Origin of the sequence: Lysinibacillus sp. FJAT-14222 (assembly GCF_001278875.1) — a bacterium.
In the GTDB taxonomy this organism is placed as follows: Bacteria; Bacillota; Bacilli; order Bacillales_A; family Planococcaceae; genus Lysinibacillus; species Lysinibacillus agricola.
The window spans coordinates 17636-33748 of sequence record NZ_LIYL01000038.1 but is presented as its reverse complement, the minus strand read 5'-3'; the positions used below and the strand labels follow the sequence as shown (position 1 = coordinate 33748).

Sequence of the window (16113 nt, the reverse complement as noted above, 5' to 3'; positions counted from 1 at the left end):
TCCTTATATGACTTGTGCGCCCCAATCAGAATCAGGATTAAAGATGACATCATGCTGCAGTAAATAGATCGCGTTGATTAGACTAACAACCATATCGACCTTACCAGTTGATTTTTTCTTATTAACGTAGATATTTTTGTTCGTGTCCTCAGTGACTTTTGCATTTTGAAAGTTTTCTTCTAGCAATTCATTTTCGGTATAGTGAAATTCTTTGTTCATAATCTTTTCTCTTAATAGCTTTGTAGCTGGATGTAACACGCTTGAATGCTGTTTTACTTCCACAGTAACTAGACCTTCCTTTTCTAGTTTTTGAGCAGTAGAAAGGCAGTTATAACGGTCATACGCTACGCCCATTACAATCACGTTGAATTTTTCTTCTACTTCCAAAATCATTTGTTCAATAAAACCATAATCAACAGTCATATCACCACAAGAAAAACATTTTCCTGTCTTAATGTGATCGTAGTAATTAATCTTTTCAACACGGTTTTTATCAGGGATACGCTCAGTTGGTACAAACGCGTAGGAATCCGAATAAATTTGCATGTCTTCCTCTGTCACCATCGAGAATGAACAGTTATCATTCGTCATGGCCAAGTCTAAACCTAGCCATACTTGACGGCCTGACCAATCAAAATTATCCATTTTACATTTCCGCAAGTCTTCAACATTTACATACGCTTCACCACTATTAGAAGGTAAAAAGTGATTCATGTGTTTACATAGGTATTCTTCGCGTTCTGAGGGCTTTTCTATGGCTGATTTACGGCTGTCTCGTATCTCGTTATAGTTTTCCTCAACTCTCAATGGATTCGCTTGTAATAGCCCTGTATCGTCCCATAAATGCTCGTCCTCAGCGTAATAAAGCAGTGCAAACATGCGATCATCTTCAATAAATCCATTAAAGACTTTCTTTGCATACGCCAATTCTTCCAGCATGATCGATTTATCCTCAGCGTAGGCTGTTGTTAATTTAAAGCGTAATGGATTTTTAACGTTTAATTGCCCTGATTTCATGGCGTTTATATTCTTGTAATCCTTAAATGCGCCCACTTCATCAGCAATAAAAGCAGATGGCCGGATTGAGTTGTTTCTATTCGCCTCTGCAGTACGTGCCTGGTAAAAACTATTCGTTAATGTGCAAACGATACGGCCACTCAATGTTTTGGGAATCACAAAGTATTTAGCTATGTTAGGGCTAGCCATGATAATTTGTGTCATAGCCTTTTTAACTTCACCTGCAAGCTCACGATCCAAACAAATAGAATAAAACTCCGAATAATCATCCTCTGTAAGCATTAAGATGATGATGATTAAAGCACAAATGAACGTCTTTGCATTCTTACGAGGAATGAACAACGTAATATCACGATACCTAAACTTTTCTTTATCGTTTTTAAAACGCCAACCGAATATATTGACAAGAAAAAAAGCCTGGAATCCTTCCAAGCCTTCTAAAATAGTTTTCCCTGCAACTCCTAAACCTGTTGCAAAATGAAGTAATTCCAATAGTCCATCGATCTTTTCTATTTCTTCCGTGTCGAAATAGTAATCAAAATCATCCTCATACTGCTTTTCTAAGTCTTTTAAAAACCAATTACATTGAATAATGACCTCTTTTGTTGTAATCTCCTTACCTTTTACAACTCTTTCAGCGTATTTTACCGCCTTTTCAAATATCATTTTTTACCACCACTCAATACTTTTAACAGTGGATCATCTTCTTCCACTCGAACTTGGAAATTAATATTACCTAGCTTTGCTCGGCTTTGTGGTGACAGGCTTAATTCATTACAGCAACGGAAAAACTCTTTTGAATACTTATCTTTAGCACTCAATAAGTTTCGATCTAAAAGCCGTTCAATATCCTTGTTAATGATTCGCTCAATTTGTTGTACTCGGTCAATGGCTACCGCACAGGTGCTTAAAATATAAATATCAAGGTTCCCTAGAATCCCACTCGCTTGTAATTCCTTCACAATGAAATTGAAAATTTTCTTTTGCCTTGCATTCAAATGAGTAGGAGGCAAGATTTCATCGGCAGCACCCTTTAATTTTTCTTCTGTTTGAGTACGAACAGCGATTTCTTCTTTCGTTAGATTCTTACTCATTGTTTTGACACTTTTAGACGGTCTAGCCAATTTCCTCACCTCCTTAAAATATTTGATATAATCACCTAAAAGGAGGTGATATAAATGAGTGGATACTATGATAATGCTACAATTTGTTTAAATGGTCATGTTTCTTCAAGTCGTTCATCTAACTATACAAAGCATTGTAAGACTTGCGGTGAAACTACAATTTCAAATTGTGAATCTTGTAACGCTTCAATTCAGGGTAAATATATTGTCCCTGGTGTCCTAGATTTAGCCAGTAAATATAAGAGACCCGCATATTGTCATAATTGCGGCTTGCAATATCCATGGACCTCAAGGGTAATAGAAAATGCTATTGAGTTACTTGCTCTTGATGAAGATTTACCCGATGACCATAAAGAAACTATTAAATTAGCTTTACCTGATTTATTAGTTGAAAAACCTTCTACACCAGTAGCTATCGCAAAATATAAGAAATATATTGATAAAACCCAATCATACATAAAAGATGGGCTTAAAAATATTCTTGTAGATGTAGTTAGTGAAACTGTAAAGAAATCTATTTGGGGTTAGGATTACCGCAATAAAGACAATAATTATCTTTTACTAAAATAATTTCATTACACCGAATACACTGTTTATGATTGCCGTCATTTAACTTAAAGTATTCGGTATATTTTTTTTGAAAATAGTAAAATAATTTTGATACCCAAAACATCAATTCGACCTCCTTAAAAATTTTCATTTAGGGAATTTTTTTTGAATAAATGGGGGCAGTCGGTGTACCGTAATTTCGATATTTTTAATCCAAAACCCCGGGGGTACTCTCACGAATTATATTTTTTAATTTATCTTTTGTTATTAAACCTTTCTCGGCAAGCTCATGATGATAACGACAAAGAGAGATTAGGTTGTCATCATCCAGTCTCTTATCCCATGCATCTGCTATAGGTTCTATATGATGTACCTCTAAGTCTATGAAGTTATATTGTATCTGTGTATTGTGTAGGTTACGTAAGCACACCTGGCATAGATGTTTGTCACGGTCAGCTATGTATGCACGCTTACTCTTCCATGCTCTGGACCACCTGAATCTATCAATGTATGTAGTCTTCTTTGTAGCTGCTGGCTTAGATGGACACCGTTGCCCATGCTTATGTATGCCACCACAATATGCACAACTCTTTAGCATCGTGTCACACCCTTTCATATGCATAATAAAAAGCCTACATCTGAATAGACGTAGACCTTTTATTCATAATTATAGCGATTGCCACCATTCTCCTACATTTTCGCTTTTTCTTTGTTCTTGTAAATATTTAATTCGGTTATTAATAGATTGTGCTTGTTCAATTAATTTAATATACTCATTATTAATTTTATAAAGTTCTTCTGTAAAAGTAATACCGTAAGCATATTTTAATCTACGTTGACCATCATAATTCCAGCCTCCGGAATAATCTCTTGTATATATAGCAGAAGCATCTACAATCTTGTATTTGATTAAAATTTTCCCTAGTTCACCTAACATTATTCTTATTGCATTTTCCTGTTTTTCTAGCAATCTATTGTTTTGCGGGTAATACAGTGAACTATCTTCTTTTTCATGCCACCAAATATTTTCTTTTTCCATATATTCACTGACAAGTTCGGAGCTTCTTTCTATGAGTTTTTCTATTTCTCTTTTAAGTTCCTTGGCTTTTTCATCACCCAATGCAGCAAATTTTTCTCCATCTTTTTTTACAGTGGATAAAGTTGTTTCGTCAAACCACCTGATTGTAAATTTCGTAAGCTCGTCGAGAAAACACTCTTTTTTTATTTCCATATCTCCTATTAATTTTGCCTTCTCATTTACTTTCTGTGCAATTTGTAGATCATAATCCATATCTCGCCACTCCCTATAAAATATTTGTTAAATTCACAATAACACAAACATTCGTTCTAAGGGAATATTATACATTAAATATTTACAAAATAACAAAAGACCGTACTACTTGTAAGGCAATTTTGTTAACGCATTTCCGTGCGCTTTTTGATACTACTATCATATAACGGATTTTCAATAGATTCAGCCACTACATGGTAAGGTACTATTTTAATACATTACTTAGATGATACTTTTTCAGCATATTGCATCATACGCATAATGTTAGCGTGTTTCATCTTAATATAGTTTGTGCTGTAATTTAATTCACTAGCAATTGTTTCAAGTGTCTTACCTTCCACATGCTTACGATAAAGTATTTTATATTCAAGCCCTTCGAATGTGCTAATAAGGTTTTTCAAATCATAAAGATCATTTAATTTATGAGCCAATTCATATTCGATTGCTTCGATTTTTACTTCTACATTTGCACCCAATGATTCAGCTTCTAGCTTGTACTTACCTAAATCATTTACATTTTCCCAACGTGATAATTCACGCTTTGTTTTATCGAGATTGTATTCAAGGTAAGTAATTTGTTCTTCAAGCTTTCGATAATCCTTCAACCATTCGTACATGTGCAGCACCTACCTTATTAATTTGGTTACAAATATAGATACAAGCAGTTACAGGATGTTTGTAACCCTAAAAACATTGATATATCAACGCTTCAAACTCTCTGGTTACAGATATACAGATTTTTAAGCGTTTTTTCTTTATATATTTTTCTATTTCTTTCTTTTTTTCTTTTATTTATTTTTTATATACTTATATCTATTATTTATCTGTAACAAAAAAATAAATATATATATAAATATATATATATTAAGGGTTTGTAGAGGTTACAGATGTATTTTTTTATCTGTAACCATTCTTCATATGAATATCATTCTAAACCCTTGATAAAATAGGCTTTTAAGATGGTTACAGTTATATACCTTCATCTGTTGCCTCATCCGTAACCTTTTTATAAACTCGTACGGAATTGCCCATAACTTTTACAACCCTTGATTCCCAACCTTCCTTCTTCATACGACGACCGAACTCGGTACTTCCAGCGGGTTTATGCCCCTCATCTTCACAGTAAGCCACGTACATTGCGTAGACATCCCTGGTTCTTTTATCTTCAATTTCATCACTATAATAATGCAAGAATGAAAGAGCACTATCGGATTGAATAAAGTATTCAATGGTTTGCTGTTCAATTGTGGCTGAATCAGATAGTTTGTTTCCGTTCTGGCGTATTCTCTTAATTCCTTCGAGTGCTAGCTTTAATATGTAAGACTTAGCTGTATCACTCGAAAGTTTTTCATCTAAATTTTCATCAATAACTTTAACCTCAGCATCACAAGGAATCACAACTAAACGCCGACCAATACCACCCGATTTATCTTTGAATTGTGGCATTTTGTTACATGTAAAAATAAGTGTTGCCTTTGAACGTATGGTAATTGGGCTTGAATAGATTGGTCGCAACATAACTGGATCACCAGATGCAAGTGTTTTGAAATTGGCCGACTTGTCCAGGTATGAAGCATCAATATCATCGGCGATGTTCATTAATTTACCGGACATGCCGTATACGGCTGTATCATCATCAAATTTATCTAAAGGCACGTTTGTCTCAAGACCGTTGGTAAATGCAGTTAACATTTTTAATAACGTTGACTTACCATTGTTCCCTTTTTCCGACTTGTAAAAGAATACTTTGTGTGGAAAGCCTTTGGTCATTAAAATATGGCCAAACATTTCTTCAATCACGTATCTTAAATCTTTTCGATTACAAGTGAAGAAATCTAAGAAAGCATCAACATGTTCGTCATAAGCTTCTTCATCGTATTGAACATCTAAATAATACGGTGTAAAGCCTGCATCGATTATTATTGGATCACCATCATCGATAATCACACCGTTAGGCAGCTGAATAACAAAATCGTTATCCTCTACAACATTAGATTTAATTTTAAATAGTTCAAGTAGCTGCTTATGTTGAGCTGGCTTTAATTTAATATTCTTGTCTATTTCACGCAGTAGTTTGTTGGAATCGCTAATGTAACGGTCCAGCTGCTTAAAATAAATTTGATTGTTGTAATAATGAAGATCCAAACGTTTAGCCAATACTTCACTAGTCATGACCATGTCTTTTGGATTTAGCCATTGTTGTGAACTAGGTGCTGGCTTTTTATCTAACACTGACTTGATAGTATTATTAAGCTCGTCATCGTCCATTGCTTCAGCAAATACTTTGGTATTGATAAAGGTTGCAAGTACCTGCAGCGTTTCGTTGTCGATCATATCGGTGCCATACTGTTCTAGCGTTGTGAGCAAATGACTATATATTGCACTATTGCGCCCTTGCCCTTCTTTAATGCCTAGTAAATTATGTTTTAATTTAGAAGGATACAAGAGCAAAGGAAGCTCTGGTAATGTACTCACATCTTCAAGATAATGAGCATTTTCCATTGGTCGAAGTTTGCCATTTTGCTTAATCGTAGCTTGTGAGCGCGTGCCTGTTTTATAATCGACCTTTAATCCGGCCACCGTTGTTTTATCTGTATAGTTTTTGATTGGTGTGGTCATTCCCTCAGCCTTTGGACGTTTATACCAAAGGTGAAACCCTCGATTTGTTTCAACACGTAATGATGGATATACAGAATAGATATATTCAGCTGCATCTGAGCGTGTATCAAAATCCACAACCACTATATCTTTTGTTAATATGACACCAGCACCTTTATAATTTTTGTGGTCCGTAGAAAATATGTCGAATGAGTGTTTCGGCTTCTTTTCTTCTAGCTCGATATAGCGCAATGGCTTTATTGTAGACTTCAAACCGTAGCACCTCCTTTCTTTTCCATTTAAAACTTTCATTTAAGTTACAACTCTATTAAAATAAATTTATTACAATATTTTTTAGAGGTGAAATAGATTGGAAAAAAATCCAGAATTACAATGTGGACTTATTATGCCTATTGCTCCTATGTTCGACTATACTGCGGAACATTGGTTAGAAGTTAAAAGCATCATTACACAAGCAGTATCACAAGTTGCTGATTTTAAATTTAAAACAGATATTGTAAGCAACTCTGATGGAGAAATTGACGTTATTCATAAACGTATTGTCCAGAACCTTTACAATGCAGATATTGTTATTTGTGATATAAGTGGCAGAAATCCTAATGTACTTTTCGAATTAGGTATGAGACTAACATTTGATAAGCCCACAATTATTATAAAAGATGATAAAACTGATTTTATTTTCGATACTGGCCTCATTGAACATTTAACTTACCCAAGAGATTTACGATTTAATCGAATTGTAAAATTTCAGGCTGAGTTAGCTAATGCAGTTATTCAAACTTATAAAAAGTCTAAAAATGATCCGACTTACTCTACATTCCTAGGGAATTTTGGGGAATTCAAAGTACCAGCATTAAATCAAACACCTGTTTCTGATGTACAACAGTTAATACTAGATGAGATTTCAAGTATTCGACGAGAAGTGAATAGCTTGAAAACGAATTCTCCCAAACGAGTTTCTAATGATGACAAACATCTAAAAATGAAAATGAGAGAAGCAGTACAAATCTACGCTGATTTTAATGACTTAGATGATGAGCCAATAGAGATTATAAGTAGACGTTCATTCAACGAACATCTTAACAATTTCGGAATAGTACCAACCATTGAAAATATGGAATATATTTTAAACTTAATAACTAATTACAAGGAATCTATTATTAAAAACACAAGAGTTAATAATTATTAATTAAACAGGGCAATTCACAGGACTTTTGAAGCCCTTCGAATTGCTCTTTCTATTTAAGAAATCACTCTCTACGCCTCATGCTCCGTTTCAAGATCATCAATACTCATTTGTTGAGGTTGTATTAATAAAGAAATATTCGTACCAGCTGCAGGATAAATAGCGTTTACTCGGTCTACATCCTCTGTTGCTACATTAAATTTGAGCACAGTCTTTTTATTGTCACGTTGTAAGTTCACAAATTCAGCTTGAATCGGCTCATAGGGCCCCTCATCATCAGAAATTGTTAAAATGGTCATTTTACCTGTTAATCTTAATAAATCAGCAGCATGTTTCGTTTCATCTGTTAAGATATGAAACATTAAAACTTCTTTTTTATCGTCCTTTTGCATTTTCTTAAAAAGCACATTAATTTGAATGTCTTTTGTTTGTACTGTTTCTGTTGTCATTTGAAACACGCTCCTATACAAATAATTGTTTTTGAATCATTTTTACGTACCAATTCAAATCGATTTTTCGTTTCTCAAAATCCTTCAAATCACCATTCCACACAATAACTTGCTCTGGACTATTAGAAACCTTTTGGTATTTTTCATCACGCACTTTATAAGCACCACCACGCTTTGGGTCATTCGTTGCAAAGATCCTAATTACTTTCTGCAGCTGTTTCATTTTCATTTGGCCATCCTCAAATACCTCACAAGTCAAACCCTCGAATTTCCCTTGTTTAGCCACCAATTGAAAAGCAGATAAATCTTTCTTAAACATATTAATGACCGTTTTTTGAATGGGTATATCATGCATGTAGTAATTGACCAGGGCTGTATCGATAATTGATAAGCTATTCCGTTCCCAGGTACCACCTTCAAAGTTTTTCATGATTCCTTTTGCTACGATTTTCCCATCAGAATAGCGTACACAATAATTATTGGCATCACGTTGAGCGATTTTATTAATCTCGTTTACTTTGAAAGTTATTTCATAGTGTTTACTAAATCGATTAATGATCTCATCGATAATCGGTCGGAATGACTTGTCCTCATATTTAACAATTAAGCCGTCTGTATTTGATTGAATGAGCTCTATGAAAGGCTCTAATAATACAATCAAATGCGTAAGAATTAATTGGCCATTTACTACGATATTGTTAAATTGTTGCGGATCAAATAGCGCATTGAACTCTGACTTGCAAGCACCAACTGCAGCATTAAGTAATATCTTATATATTTCCTCTTTTGATTCCCCTGCAGCTTGATACTTTAATCGTTCCTGGTATATCTTTTCGTATCTTTCAGGCATCTTTGCAGCTCTACTTATAAAGCCGTTATTGATCTTTAACGTTGGAAAATAAGACTTCGCATCGATGTGAAGAAAATGCCCTTCTCCTAAATAATTTTCTTTAGCTGCATGCAAACCACCGAAGCCATACGTATGAATTAATCCAGCAAGCTTGTATTCAAATTGTCGTTTCTCTAAATCCGTTACGGATCCACCTTCTAAATAGGACATATGGATATTGTTATAAAAATCTACAACCGATTTTGGCAATTCATTTATTTTTAGTCGCTTGTCATAGCTGAGCTTTAATCGATCTCGCTTATGGCTCTTAATTTTGAATGCTTTCAATACTGAAGATGCTAAATTTGCACGTGTCTTTTTCACATCAGATGGATGTAATTTGAAAGTCTCAATAATTTCAAATTTAGAGGTGAAATAATCTTCACGTTTTTGAAAAGCTTCTCCGGTTGCTCTTACATCGTTTTCACAGTAATTAAAAACCGTTTCAACTTCCTCTGGTGACAATGCTTCTTGTTGGAAATCTACTGGTGTTTCAATTATGTTCATACCTAAGTTGGCCATTGCTTCTTTTAATGAAAGTCCTTTATTTATAAGCTCTTGCTTCACGTCCAGGGTAAGAAAACCACAACTTACTTTCCGTCTAAAAGTACTGTCTATAATTTGTTTACTAATTTCATAAGGATTCTGGTCCGTTAATATCGCCCATAAAATGATGTCGTCATAGTGATAGTTATTGAAGCCAACAAGAATATCTTTTGAAGAAAGAGCGCTTTGTAGGCGCTCTTTATCGTTGTGTATGCGTATGATTCTATTGTTGGCCAGATTTAGGATGACGCACATCCAATCGTTAGGGAAAACCTCAAAATCATACACTTTGAACATATTAGAATGGCTCCGGTTGACTTAATGAAAAGTTAACAAATGTACCATTTTTAGATTTAGAATGCTTAATATCCATTTCACATTGGGTACCTAGTGCTTCTTTAAATGCATTGACTAAATCTGTCTCAGGTGAACCGAATACAGATGGATCCAATTCAATATCAAGCGCCGATGCACATTTCATCGTTTGTTTTAATGCACGCTCCATCATTTTTTCGGTGAAGAAGATCATTCCAAAATGTTTACGATTTTCATAACCTTCATTTAAAATTTCAAGGTCTAGTTGTAACCATTCTGTACCTTTATCATTTACACGCCATTGTACCTCTGAAAGTACAACATCATAACCACCTTCCGGTAATGCCTCATAATCATCTACCGGTGATGTTTTAGGATCAAATCCCTCTGCTAATAATTTTTGAGCCATAGCTGCTAAGTTACTCATATTCTTTGTCTCCTTTGGTAATAGTGATAATAATTTTTTACATTGTTCTTTATCAAACATACCGATATGTGCCATTTCTCGTGTTAATCCCATCATATCGGCTAACTGTTCATAAGCTTTTGAACGACTTACTTTTCCAAACTTCCACCGTACATCAAATCGTGCATGACACAATTTACGTAGTTCTCTCAATTCAGCGTTTGCCATTGTGCCAAGTGGTGTTTTACCCCGCCCATGCGTACCTACCCTAGCATCACATGGTCTACATACATATAAGTTGGTACGATAATTCGTACCATAAAAATCCTTTGAACTGATAAACTCAGCCGGTTCATGACAATATGGACAAATCATTTAGTGCGTGGAGCTCTTGGTGCTCTTGGTGCACCTGGTTTTGCTGTACGCGGTGCTTTTACAGTTGTATTTGGTTCATTAGCTGGCGGTGGGTTGTCCTTCACGTATTCTTCAATGTTAGGATCAACACTATTTGATTCATTTTCTTCTGATGAAACAACATCCTTATCTTTTTCAGTTACTACAGTAGCAATAGAACCATCTTCTAGTTCAACCGACACTTCTTCAGCAATTTCGGTTAATGTTTTCTTTTCTTCTACAGGCTCAGCTAGCTCCTCAACCTTACTCTCTGTTTGCGGTACTGCAGCAGAACCTTTATCGAAAGCACCAATTACAGAATCTAAGATTTTTAAGATACGCTCGTCCTCAATCCAATCACGTTGATAATTTTTACGGCGATCCACTACGCGGCGAAGATATTTTTTACCGATTTTTTGACACATGATGTTTAGGTCACAGTTGCCATTTACTACGTTTAAATCTTTATCCCCTAAAGATGGAATTGGCTTTTCAATAGTACCTTCAAGCTTTGTTGCATAGCGTGAGATATAAATAACATTCATCGGCAAGGCTTTAAGACGTACCACAATAGAAGTAATGAAGGTTTTACGTAAGCCCCATCCTTTTCCGTATGGAACATCCCCAACATAATCAACACCATTTTCTTCACAGATGGCTTGTTCAATTAGTGTGATTAAGTCATCGACTACATCGATAACAACAGTTTCAAAGCCGTGACCGCCTTTTTCAAGGTCCTTAATGAGTCCTAACATTTGTTCAACTACAGATACCTTAATTTCCCCAGTCTTTGGATCGCGCTCATTTTTCAAGTCTACTGACGGTGTTTCAATTTGTGCTGCGTTACCATCTGTATTAAAAATAACTGGATTAGGATATTCACTCGCAAGATACGATTTCCCATTCATTGTTGGTCCCCAGATGAAATAATTACGTGGTGTTTCAATAGTTTTCTTTGGTTTATTTGGTGGTAGTGCCATGGCTATTTAGCCTCCTTCTTAGGTTTGATTAGTACATATCCAGCACGATTGCTTGTTTTTTCTTCGATGATTTTTTTCGCAATGCGTGGATGCGCTTCTTTAAAAGCCGCAATATCAATTACTTCTTTTGTAGAAGTCGTTGGTAATACTGCTGTAATAGTTAGCCTGTCTGTTTCAAAAGATTTCACTTTTTGATCTATCATAAGTCCATAAAGTTTTTGTTTCATATCCTTGTATTCAGCCTCTAGACTTTTAAGATTAAAAATTTCGTTTTCTAATCTCTCTACCTGTTGCGCTACAATAGCAATCTCATTTTGTTCTTTTAAGGTAATAGAATAAAATTCAGCCTCTGTCATTTCATGATGTTGTTTCAATGCCTCACAACGTTTCCAGAACAACTCAATGGTTTGTAAAATCTCATTTATTTGCGACTCGTCACGATGGACCACTTCAATTTTCAAACGCTCTGGATCAAATTCAGCATCAAAGTTTTCTGGACGTTCATAGAGTGCTAACCAAGCTGCAGGTAAATTAAATTCATTCATATACAGTTGCATTTGAACTTTATAAACATCCATCGTTGGCTTTTTACCATGTGTTTTAATTTCAAGTAATAATGATTCGTCATAATCAGCGCCGTCACAGTTACCACGGATACGACTCTCTTTATTAATAACTGTATCCGGTCGAAAGTTTGTTTCGTTGATTACATTAATGTAGTCGCGAATTTGCGGCTCCATTGTTTGGCCATATACTGTGTATTCATTTCCTTCAAACACGGTTGGTACTATGCCAGTCTTTTCTTTCGCAAGCTCAAATTGTGATTTGTATTTGCTTAGACCTAAAATTATTGGAACATCCGAACCGCCTACAAAAATTCGGCGGTTTTCAGTGACGTTTTTATCATCTGTTTGGAACATTTATTTTTCCCCCTCCATATACTTCACAAATAATTCGTCTGTGAAGTCCTTCTTTGTTTTTAAGGCTCCGTATATTAATTCCTCAATCGTATCTTTGGTAATGAAATGATAGACTGTAACTTTTTTATCCTGGCCATTTCGATATGCTCGACCTAATGACTGCTCGTAATCTTGCAAGCTATAAGTTGGCGTGTAGAAAATAACAAGGTTCGCATACTGTAATTCAATCCCTGCAGCACCAGCCTGATATTGAACAAGCGTTACACTTCCCTTTAACTTGGACCATCGATTGCGTGCTGGTAACTCTGATTTTTGACCACTAACCTCAAACACTTTTTTCTTCAACTTTGCCATTAATGAAAGTAATGCTTCTTTTTCAGCCTTGAAATTATAGAAAATAATAATGTTTTCATTGGTACCCTCTGCGAGCATTTCGATATATTCAAGCTTGTTCTTTTGATTGGCGTAGAATCGCAATCCTTGCGCTAGTTTTGGATAAGTATCAAAGACAACCTTCTCACCATCTATCTCTAAAATGCGGTCTTTCTTTAGCTTCAAATACTCCGTGGATCGCTTGAAAAATACATCTTCCACAATCATTGGTGGAAGGTCCAGACAATCATCTTTGGAAAGCTTCACACTAAATGATTGGTACATTTGCTTGAGCTTATTTTCACGTGTCCATCCAACAACCTTATTCACTCGCCTTTTACCAAGATATAAGGTGTCGAATACGCCAAATTCACGTTCAAATTGTGTTTTACTTTGAGCCAAATTAAACATGATAAAATAATTAATCGTATCTACCCATCCATTACTTGATGGTGTGGCGGATAAAAGAAGAAAATACGTACTTGCTTTAACTAAGTTTTTAGCAGCCTTACCACGCTGTGATGTGGATGTTTTTACATAGTGGCATTCATCGAAAATAACGAACCAACCTTTATAATTCTTCCAATCACTAGCAATCTTGCCGTAACTTAATAGGTCATAATTTATTTCAATACCGTAATAATTAACAACCGTTTGAATATCTCTATCCCATCCACCTTCTTTAATTTTTTGTGGTGGTGCCACAATCAAAAGAGGTTCACCGTTGTTATGAAGCAAATAATGATGAATAGATAAGATTGTTTTACCGGTACCTGTATCAAGTGCATAGAGCCAATTAGGTTTAGCAGCTTTTAATACTTCCTTTTGATACTCATATAACATGGAATCGGTCAAGATTAATTCGGACATCTTCGACACTGTATGCGACAAATGCTATACCTCCTGCAGCTTGAATTTTTTCGATATTGTATTTTTGGAGCTCACTCACAACGCCACCTGGTCGTTTCACTTCAATTCCAATAAACTTTCCATTGATACAAGCCAGGATGTCAGGTACTCCCGACTTTTGAAACATGTCACCGTGTACTTTCATCCACCAATAACCTTGCGAGTCGAGCCATTTCTTTATTTGATTTTCAATTGTTTTTTCGAGTGGTTTTCTCGTCATACTAGGAAACAACCTCCCGATTTGATATACTGATTTCAGATATTTATTTTGACTAGAGCCTAAACCGTTGCACCGGTAATAGGCTCTTATTTTTTGGCCATCACTATAGTTCCTCGTTGCCATTCGGTCACAAATTCATGAAACTCCCAACCTTGGTTTACTAGATTGTTAGCTACAAAATAATCGCCCAGGACTTCTAAAAGACAATCGTTCATGTTTTTCACCTACTTTCAAGCTGTTAAAGATAATTCTTGAATATCAGCAAAACACACATATTTATCGCGCTTATTACCGACATCAATATAAATACCTCTCGAAGTGATACGTGTTAATTCACCATGCCAACATCCTCCGCTGTCACCTTTAGAGTTCCAACTACAACGTACATGATCACCAACGAAAATTTTGTCGCTACCAGCGCTTTGGACATGAAATTCACCTGTGTATTTATTCATTCATCTTCACCTACCGAATTAATTTAATTGCACGATCAATTGTCTCGAGCACATTTGGATTTTTAGCACCTGCAGCCATCTTTTTCAGCGAAGCAACAACCTCATCTTTCTCTGTATTTGGTTGATATTTTTGTAGAATGATTTGATCCTTATCGATAAATATTTCCAATGCATCTTTTACATCAATACCTAGTGTGCGACGTAGCTCAATTGGAAGAACTACACGTCCTAAATCATCGACTTTACGAACAATACCTGTTGATTTCATTTGATTTCTTCCTCCTTATATTTCCTTTCTGTTAAACTATTGGTAGAAAGGATGGTGATTGAAATGTTTGAAATTAAAAATCCTAGTAAGAAAATAAAGTCCATTTTAGAAGAATTAGGACATAACTATGAAATTAAAGTGATTGACGCTGAACAGTGTATTTACCGTAACTTACAGAATGGCTATGATATTGAAGTTAGCGGACTCAACAATCAAAAGCAGTCGATTGAAGCTAACATTTACGTATGGGACTGTAATAAAGGCTCCAGAATTGTTGATAGAGTTCAAAACGTAACATCACTAGATGAGTTAAAAGAAAAATTAGAAGAATTAAGTATCAAGTATTCTTAATTCGATACGTTTTTAATAACAAAATTAGCTCTTGGCGTGTTAAGCTCTTACACTCTATTAATTTCTCAGCTTCTGCCAAGAGCTCTTTGTCAATGACTTCAATCCTGCGATACAATGTTTCCTGTTTTTCGTGGTTGTCCTCCACACTACTCACCCCAATCCACTGTGAAGCCAGTTACGCCATTGTTATTAAAAATTGTATAGCCAGCTTTCTTTAACTCTGCTGAAAAAACTCCTAGCATACGTGGTTCGTCACCTTGATAAATGTAAGCAAATTTACAGCTACCTTGTTCTGCTTTTGATTCAATGCCTTTAACTAAGTCTGTGAAATATTCGCTTGCTAACGCATCCTTCTTGAATTTTTCAATTGCTTCATTTGAAACTTTTTTCATTTCATCTGCAGGTTGAAGCTTCATCCTTTTTCACCTCCTTTCAATGCCTGGTAAACCTTCTGAGCATAAGCAACTTGTTGCTTAATGTATGGATCTGTTTCTTTCCCACCACTTGCGAGCCAGTCACCTATGCGCTGTTTGACATCAGATAGAACGCTTAACGGTAGTTCACAAGCAATCTGGTTCAGTTCATACAGTGGCGCAAAACTCTTTAATGTTTCACCAACTAATGCAACTGGCACCGGTTTAATGTTCATTTAGTTCACCACCTAACCATGAATCAATATCATCTAAATCGAAAAGTAAAACTCTTGGCGCTGGACGATTAAATGGAATACTATCAGTGCGCATTAAACCGTAAATTGTTGATTGTCCAATTGGACAATTGATAGATTCTAAGTAATCAACTAATGCTTGGACACCTCTAACTTTTCTCATTTCAAAATTCCCTTCCTACATACT

21 protein-coding genes are annotated in these 16113 nt (G+C 35.4%); 3 read left to right on the top strand and 18 right to left on the bottom strand.

Annotated features, from left to right (window positions below):
- Positions 1-3: 3 nt before the first annotated feature.
- Both AN161_RS16195 and AN161_RS16190 read right to left on the bottom strand, forming a co-directional pair.
- On the bottom strand, positions 4-1683 hold the full coding sequence (locus AN161_RS16195) for a terminase TerL endonuclease subunit (protein ID WP_053595383.1): 1680 nt from the start codon (positions 1681-1683) through the stop codon (positions 4-6).
- On the bottom strand, positions 1680-2141 hold the full coding sequence (locus AN161_RS16190) for a phage terminase small subunit P27 family (protein ID WP_053595382.1): 462 nt from the start codon (positions 2139-2141) through the stop codon (positions 1680-1682). The genes AN161_RS16195 and AN161_RS16190 overlap by 4 nt, the downstream gene beginning before the upstream one ends.
- 54 nt (positions 2142-2195) lie before the next feature.
- Between AN161_RS16190 and AN161_RS16185 the strand changes: the two genes are divergently transcribed.
- A complete protein-coding gene (locus tag AN161_RS16185) occupies positions 2196-2669 on the top strand; it encodes a DUF2321 domain-containing protein (RefSeq protein WP_053595381.1) in 474 nt (157 codons plus the stop codon).
- A gap of 229 nt (positions 2670-2898) precedes the next feature.
- Here AN161_RS16185 and AN161_RS16180 read toward each other — a convergent pair whose 3' ends face one another.
- The 4 genes from AN161_RS16180 to AN161_RS16165 all read right to left on the bottom strand — a co-directional run bounded on the left by AN161_RS16180 (position 2899) and on the right by AN161_RS16165 (position 6852).
- Positions 2899-3288 carry an HNH endonuclease gene (locus AN161_RS16180; protein ID WP_053595380.1) on the bottom strand — a complete coding sequence of 130 codons (390 nt, stop codon included), beginning with the start codon at positions 3286-3288 and terminating at the stop codon, positions 2899-2901.
- 69 nt (positions 3289-3357) lie between these two features.
- Positions 3358-3981: a hypothetical protein gene (locus AN161_RS16175; RefSeq protein ID WP_053595379.1), complete on the bottom strand. Its 624-nt coding sequence runs from the start codon at positions 3979-3981 to the stop codon at positions 3358-3360.
- Positions 3982-4199: 218 nt separating this feature from the next.
- Positions 4200-4598, bottom strand: coding sequence for a hypothetical protein (locus AN161_RS16170; RefSeq protein ID WP_053595378.1), 399 nt, complete (start codon positions 4596-4598; stop codon positions 4200-4202).
- Positions 4599-4950: 352 nt separating this feature from the next.
- Positions 4951-6852 carry a phage/plasmid primase, P4 family gene (locus AN161_RS16165; RefSeq protein ID WP_241774586.1) on the bottom strand — a complete coding sequence of 634 codons (1902 nt, stop codon included), beginning with the start codon at positions 6850-6852 and terminating at the stop codon, positions 4951-4953.
- Positions 6853-6985: 133 nt separating this feature from the next.
- On the opposite strand from AN161_RS16165, the gene AN161_RS16160 reads away from it, so the two are divergent.
- Positions 6986-7789 carry an RNA helicase gene (locus AN161_RS16160; RefSeq protein WP_143114854.1) on the top strand — a complete coding sequence of 268 codons (804 nt, stop codon included), beginning with the start codon at positions 6986-6988 and terminating at the stop codon, positions 7787-7789.
- A gap of 68 nt (positions 7790-7857) precedes the next feature.
- On the opposite strand, the gene AN161_RS16155 is transcribed toward AN161_RS16160, so the two are convergent.
- From AN161_RS16155 to AN161_RS31090, 9 genes are all read right to left on the bottom strand, one after another.
- Positions 7858-8235, bottom strand: a complete 378-nt coding sequence (locus tag AN161_RS16155; RefSeq protein ID WP_053595375.1) for a hypothetical protein — start codon at positions 8233-8235, stop codon at positions 7858-7860.
- 13 nt (positions 8236-8248) lie between these two features.
- On the bottom strand, positions 8249-9967 hold the full coding sequence (locus tag AN161_RS16150) for a hypothetical protein (protein WP_053595374.1): 1719 nt from the start codon (positions 9965-9967) through the stop codon (positions 8249-8251).
- Between the two features lies 1 nt (position 9968).
- Positions 9969-10766: a zinc-finger-containing protein gene (locus tag AN161_RS29745; protein ID WP_075807273.1), complete on the bottom strand. Its 798-nt coding sequence runs from the start codon at positions 10764-10766 to the stop codon at positions 9969-9971.
- Positions 10763-11764: an AAA family ATPase gene (locus tag AN161_RS16140; RefSeq protein WP_053595373.1), complete on the bottom strand. Its 1002-nt coding sequence runs from the start codon at positions 11762-11764 to the stop codon at positions 10763-10765. The genes AN161_RS29745 and AN161_RS16140 overlap by 4 nt, the downstream gene beginning before the upstream one ends.
- A gap of 2 nt (positions 11765-11766) precedes the next feature.
- On the bottom strand, positions 11767-12684 hold the full coding sequence (locus tag AN161_RS16135) for a YqaJ viral recombinase family protein (protein WP_053595372.1): 918 nt from the start codon (positions 12682-12684) through the stop codon (positions 11767-11769).
- Positions 12685-13947: a DEAD/DEAH box helicase gene (locus AN161_RS16130; RefSeq protein WP_241774585.1), complete on the bottom strand. Its 1263-nt coding sequence runs from the start codon at positions 13945-13947 to the stop codon at positions 12685-12687.
- Positions 13889-14185 carry a VRR-NUC domain-containing protein gene (locus AN161_RS16125; protein WP_053595371.1) on the bottom strand — a complete coding sequence of 99 codons (297 nt, stop codon included), beginning with the start codon at positions 14183-14185 and terminating at the stop codon, positions 13889-13891. The genes AN161_RS16130 and AN161_RS16125 overlap by 59 nt, the downstream gene beginning before the upstream one ends.
- 230 nt (positions 14186-14415) lie before the next feature.
- Positions 14416-14640 carry a hypothetical protein gene (locus AN161_RS16120; protein ID WP_053595370.1) on the bottom strand — a complete coding sequence of 75 codons (225 nt, stop codon included), beginning with the start codon at positions 14638-14640 and terminating at the stop codon, positions 14416-14418.
- Between the two features lie 10 nt (positions 14641-14650).
- Positions 14651-14908 (bottom strand): AbrB/MazE/SpoVT family DNA-binding domain-containing protein, encoded by a 258-nt coding sequence (locus tag AN161_RS31090; protein ID WP_053595369.1) that lies wholly within the window; start codon positions 14906-14908, stop codon positions 14651-14653.
- A gap of 63 nt (positions 14909-14971) precedes the next feature.
- Between AN161_RS31090 and AN161_RS16110 the strand changes: the two genes are divergently transcribed.
- Positions 14972-15259, top strand: a complete 288-nt coding sequence (locus tag AN161_RS16110) for a hypothetical protein (RefSeq protein ID WP_053595368.1) — start codon at positions 14972-14974, stop codon at positions 15257-15259.
- 146 nt (positions 15260-15405) lie between these two features.
- Here the strand turns inward: AN161_RS16110 and AN161_RS16105 are convergent, their stop codons facing one another.
- Genes AN161_RS16105 through AN161_RS16095 form a run of 3 tightly spaced genes read right to left on the bottom strand, consistent with a single transcriptional unit; the run spans position 15406 to position 16089 of the window.
- A complete protein-coding gene (locus AN161_RS16105) occupies positions 15406-15675 on the bottom strand; it encodes a hypothetical protein (RefSeq protein ID WP_053595367.1) in 270 nt (89 codons plus the stop codon).
- On the bottom strand, positions 15672-15908 hold the full coding sequence (locus AN161_RS16100) for a DUF6877 family protein (protein ID WP_053595366.1): 237 nt from the start codon (positions 15906-15908) through the stop codon (positions 15672-15674). The genes AN161_RS16105 and AN161_RS16100 overlap by 4 nt, the downstream gene beginning before the upstream one ends.
- On the bottom strand, positions 15898-16089 hold the full coding sequence (locus AN161_RS16095; protein WP_053595365.1) for a hypothetical protein: 192 nt from the start codon (positions 16087-16089) through the stop codon (positions 15898-15900). The genes AN161_RS16100 and AN161_RS16095 overlap by 11 nt, the downstream gene beginning before the upstream one ends.
- Positions 16090-16113 lie beyond the last annotated feature (24 nt).

Excerpts from the sequence above, each read along its gene's own strand:
- AN161_RS29745 (WP_075807273.1), bottom strand. The coding sequence starts at position 10,766 with ATGATTTGTCCATATTGTCATGAACCGGCTGAGTTTATCAGTTCAAAG.
- AN161_RS16110 (WP_053595368.1), top strand. The coding sequence starts at position 14,972 with ATGTTTGAAATTAAAAATCCTAGTAAGAAAATAAAGTCCATTTTAGAA.
- AN161_RS16135 (WP_053595372.1), bottom strand. The coding sequence starts at position 12,684 with ATGTTCCAAACAGATGATAAAAACGTCACTGAAAACCGCCGAATTTTT.
- AN161_RS16185 (WP_053595381.1), top strand. The coding sequence starts at position 2,196 with ATGAGTGGATACTATGATAATGCTACAATTTGTTTAAATGGTCATGTT.
- AN161_RS16170 (WP_053595378.1), bottom strand. The coding sequence starts at position 4,598 with ATGTACGAATGGTTGAAGGATTATCGAAAGCTTGAAGAACAAATTACT.
- AN161_RS16125 (WP_053595371.1), bottom strand. The coding sequence starts at position 14,185 with ATGACGAGAAAACCACTCGAAAAAACAATTGAAAATCAAATAAAGAAA.
- AN161_RS31090 (WP_053595369.1), bottom strand. The coding sequence starts at position 14,908 with ATGAAATCAACAGGTATTGTTCGTAAAGTCGATGATTTAGGACGTGTA.
- AN161_RS16160 (WP_143114854.1), top strand. The coding sequence starts at position 6,986 with ATGCCTATTGCTCCTATGTTCGACTATACTGCGGAACATTGGTTAGAA.
- AN161_RS16120 (WP_053595370.1), bottom strand. The coding sequence starts at position 14,640 with ATGAATAAATACACAGGTGAATTTCATGTCCAAAGCGCTGGTAGCGAC.
- AN161_RS16195 (WP_053595383.1), bottom strand. The coding sequence starts at position 1,683 with ATGATATTTGAAAAGGCGGTAAAATACGCTGAAAGAGTTGTAAAAGGT.
- AN161_RS16175 (WP_053595379.1), bottom strand. The coding sequence starts at position 3,981 with ATGGATTATGATCTACAAATTGCACAGAAAGTAAATGAGAAGGCAAAA.
- AN161_RS16095 (WP_053595365.1), bottom strand. The coding sequence starts at position 16,089 with ATGAGAAAAGTTAGAGGTGTCCAAGCATTAGTTGATTACTTAGAATCT.
- AN161_RS16150 (WP_053595374.1), bottom strand. The coding sequence starts at position 9,967 with ATGTTCAAAGTGTATGATTTTGAGGTTTTCCCTAACGATTGGATGTGC.
- AN161_RS16140 (WP_053595373.1), bottom strand. The coding sequence starts at position 11,764 with ATGGCACTACCACCAAATAAACCAAAGAAAACTATTGAAACACCACGT.
- AN161_RS16155 (WP_053595375.1), bottom strand. The coding sequence starts at position 8,235 with ATGACAACAGAAACAGTACAAACAAAAGACATTCAAATTAATGTGCTT.
- AN161_RS16100 (WP_053595366.1), bottom strand. The coding sequence starts at position 15,908 with ATGAACATTAAACCGGTGCCAGTTGCATTAGTTGGTGAAACATTAAAG.
- AN161_RS16105 (WP_053595367.1), bottom strand. The coding sequence starts at position 15,675 with ATGAAGCTTCAACCTGCAGATGAAATGAAAAAAGTTTCAAATGAAGCA.
- AN161_RS16180 (WP_053595380.1), bottom strand. The coding sequence starts at position 3,288 with ATGCTAAAGAGTTGTGCATATTGTGGTGGCATACATAAGCATGGGCAA.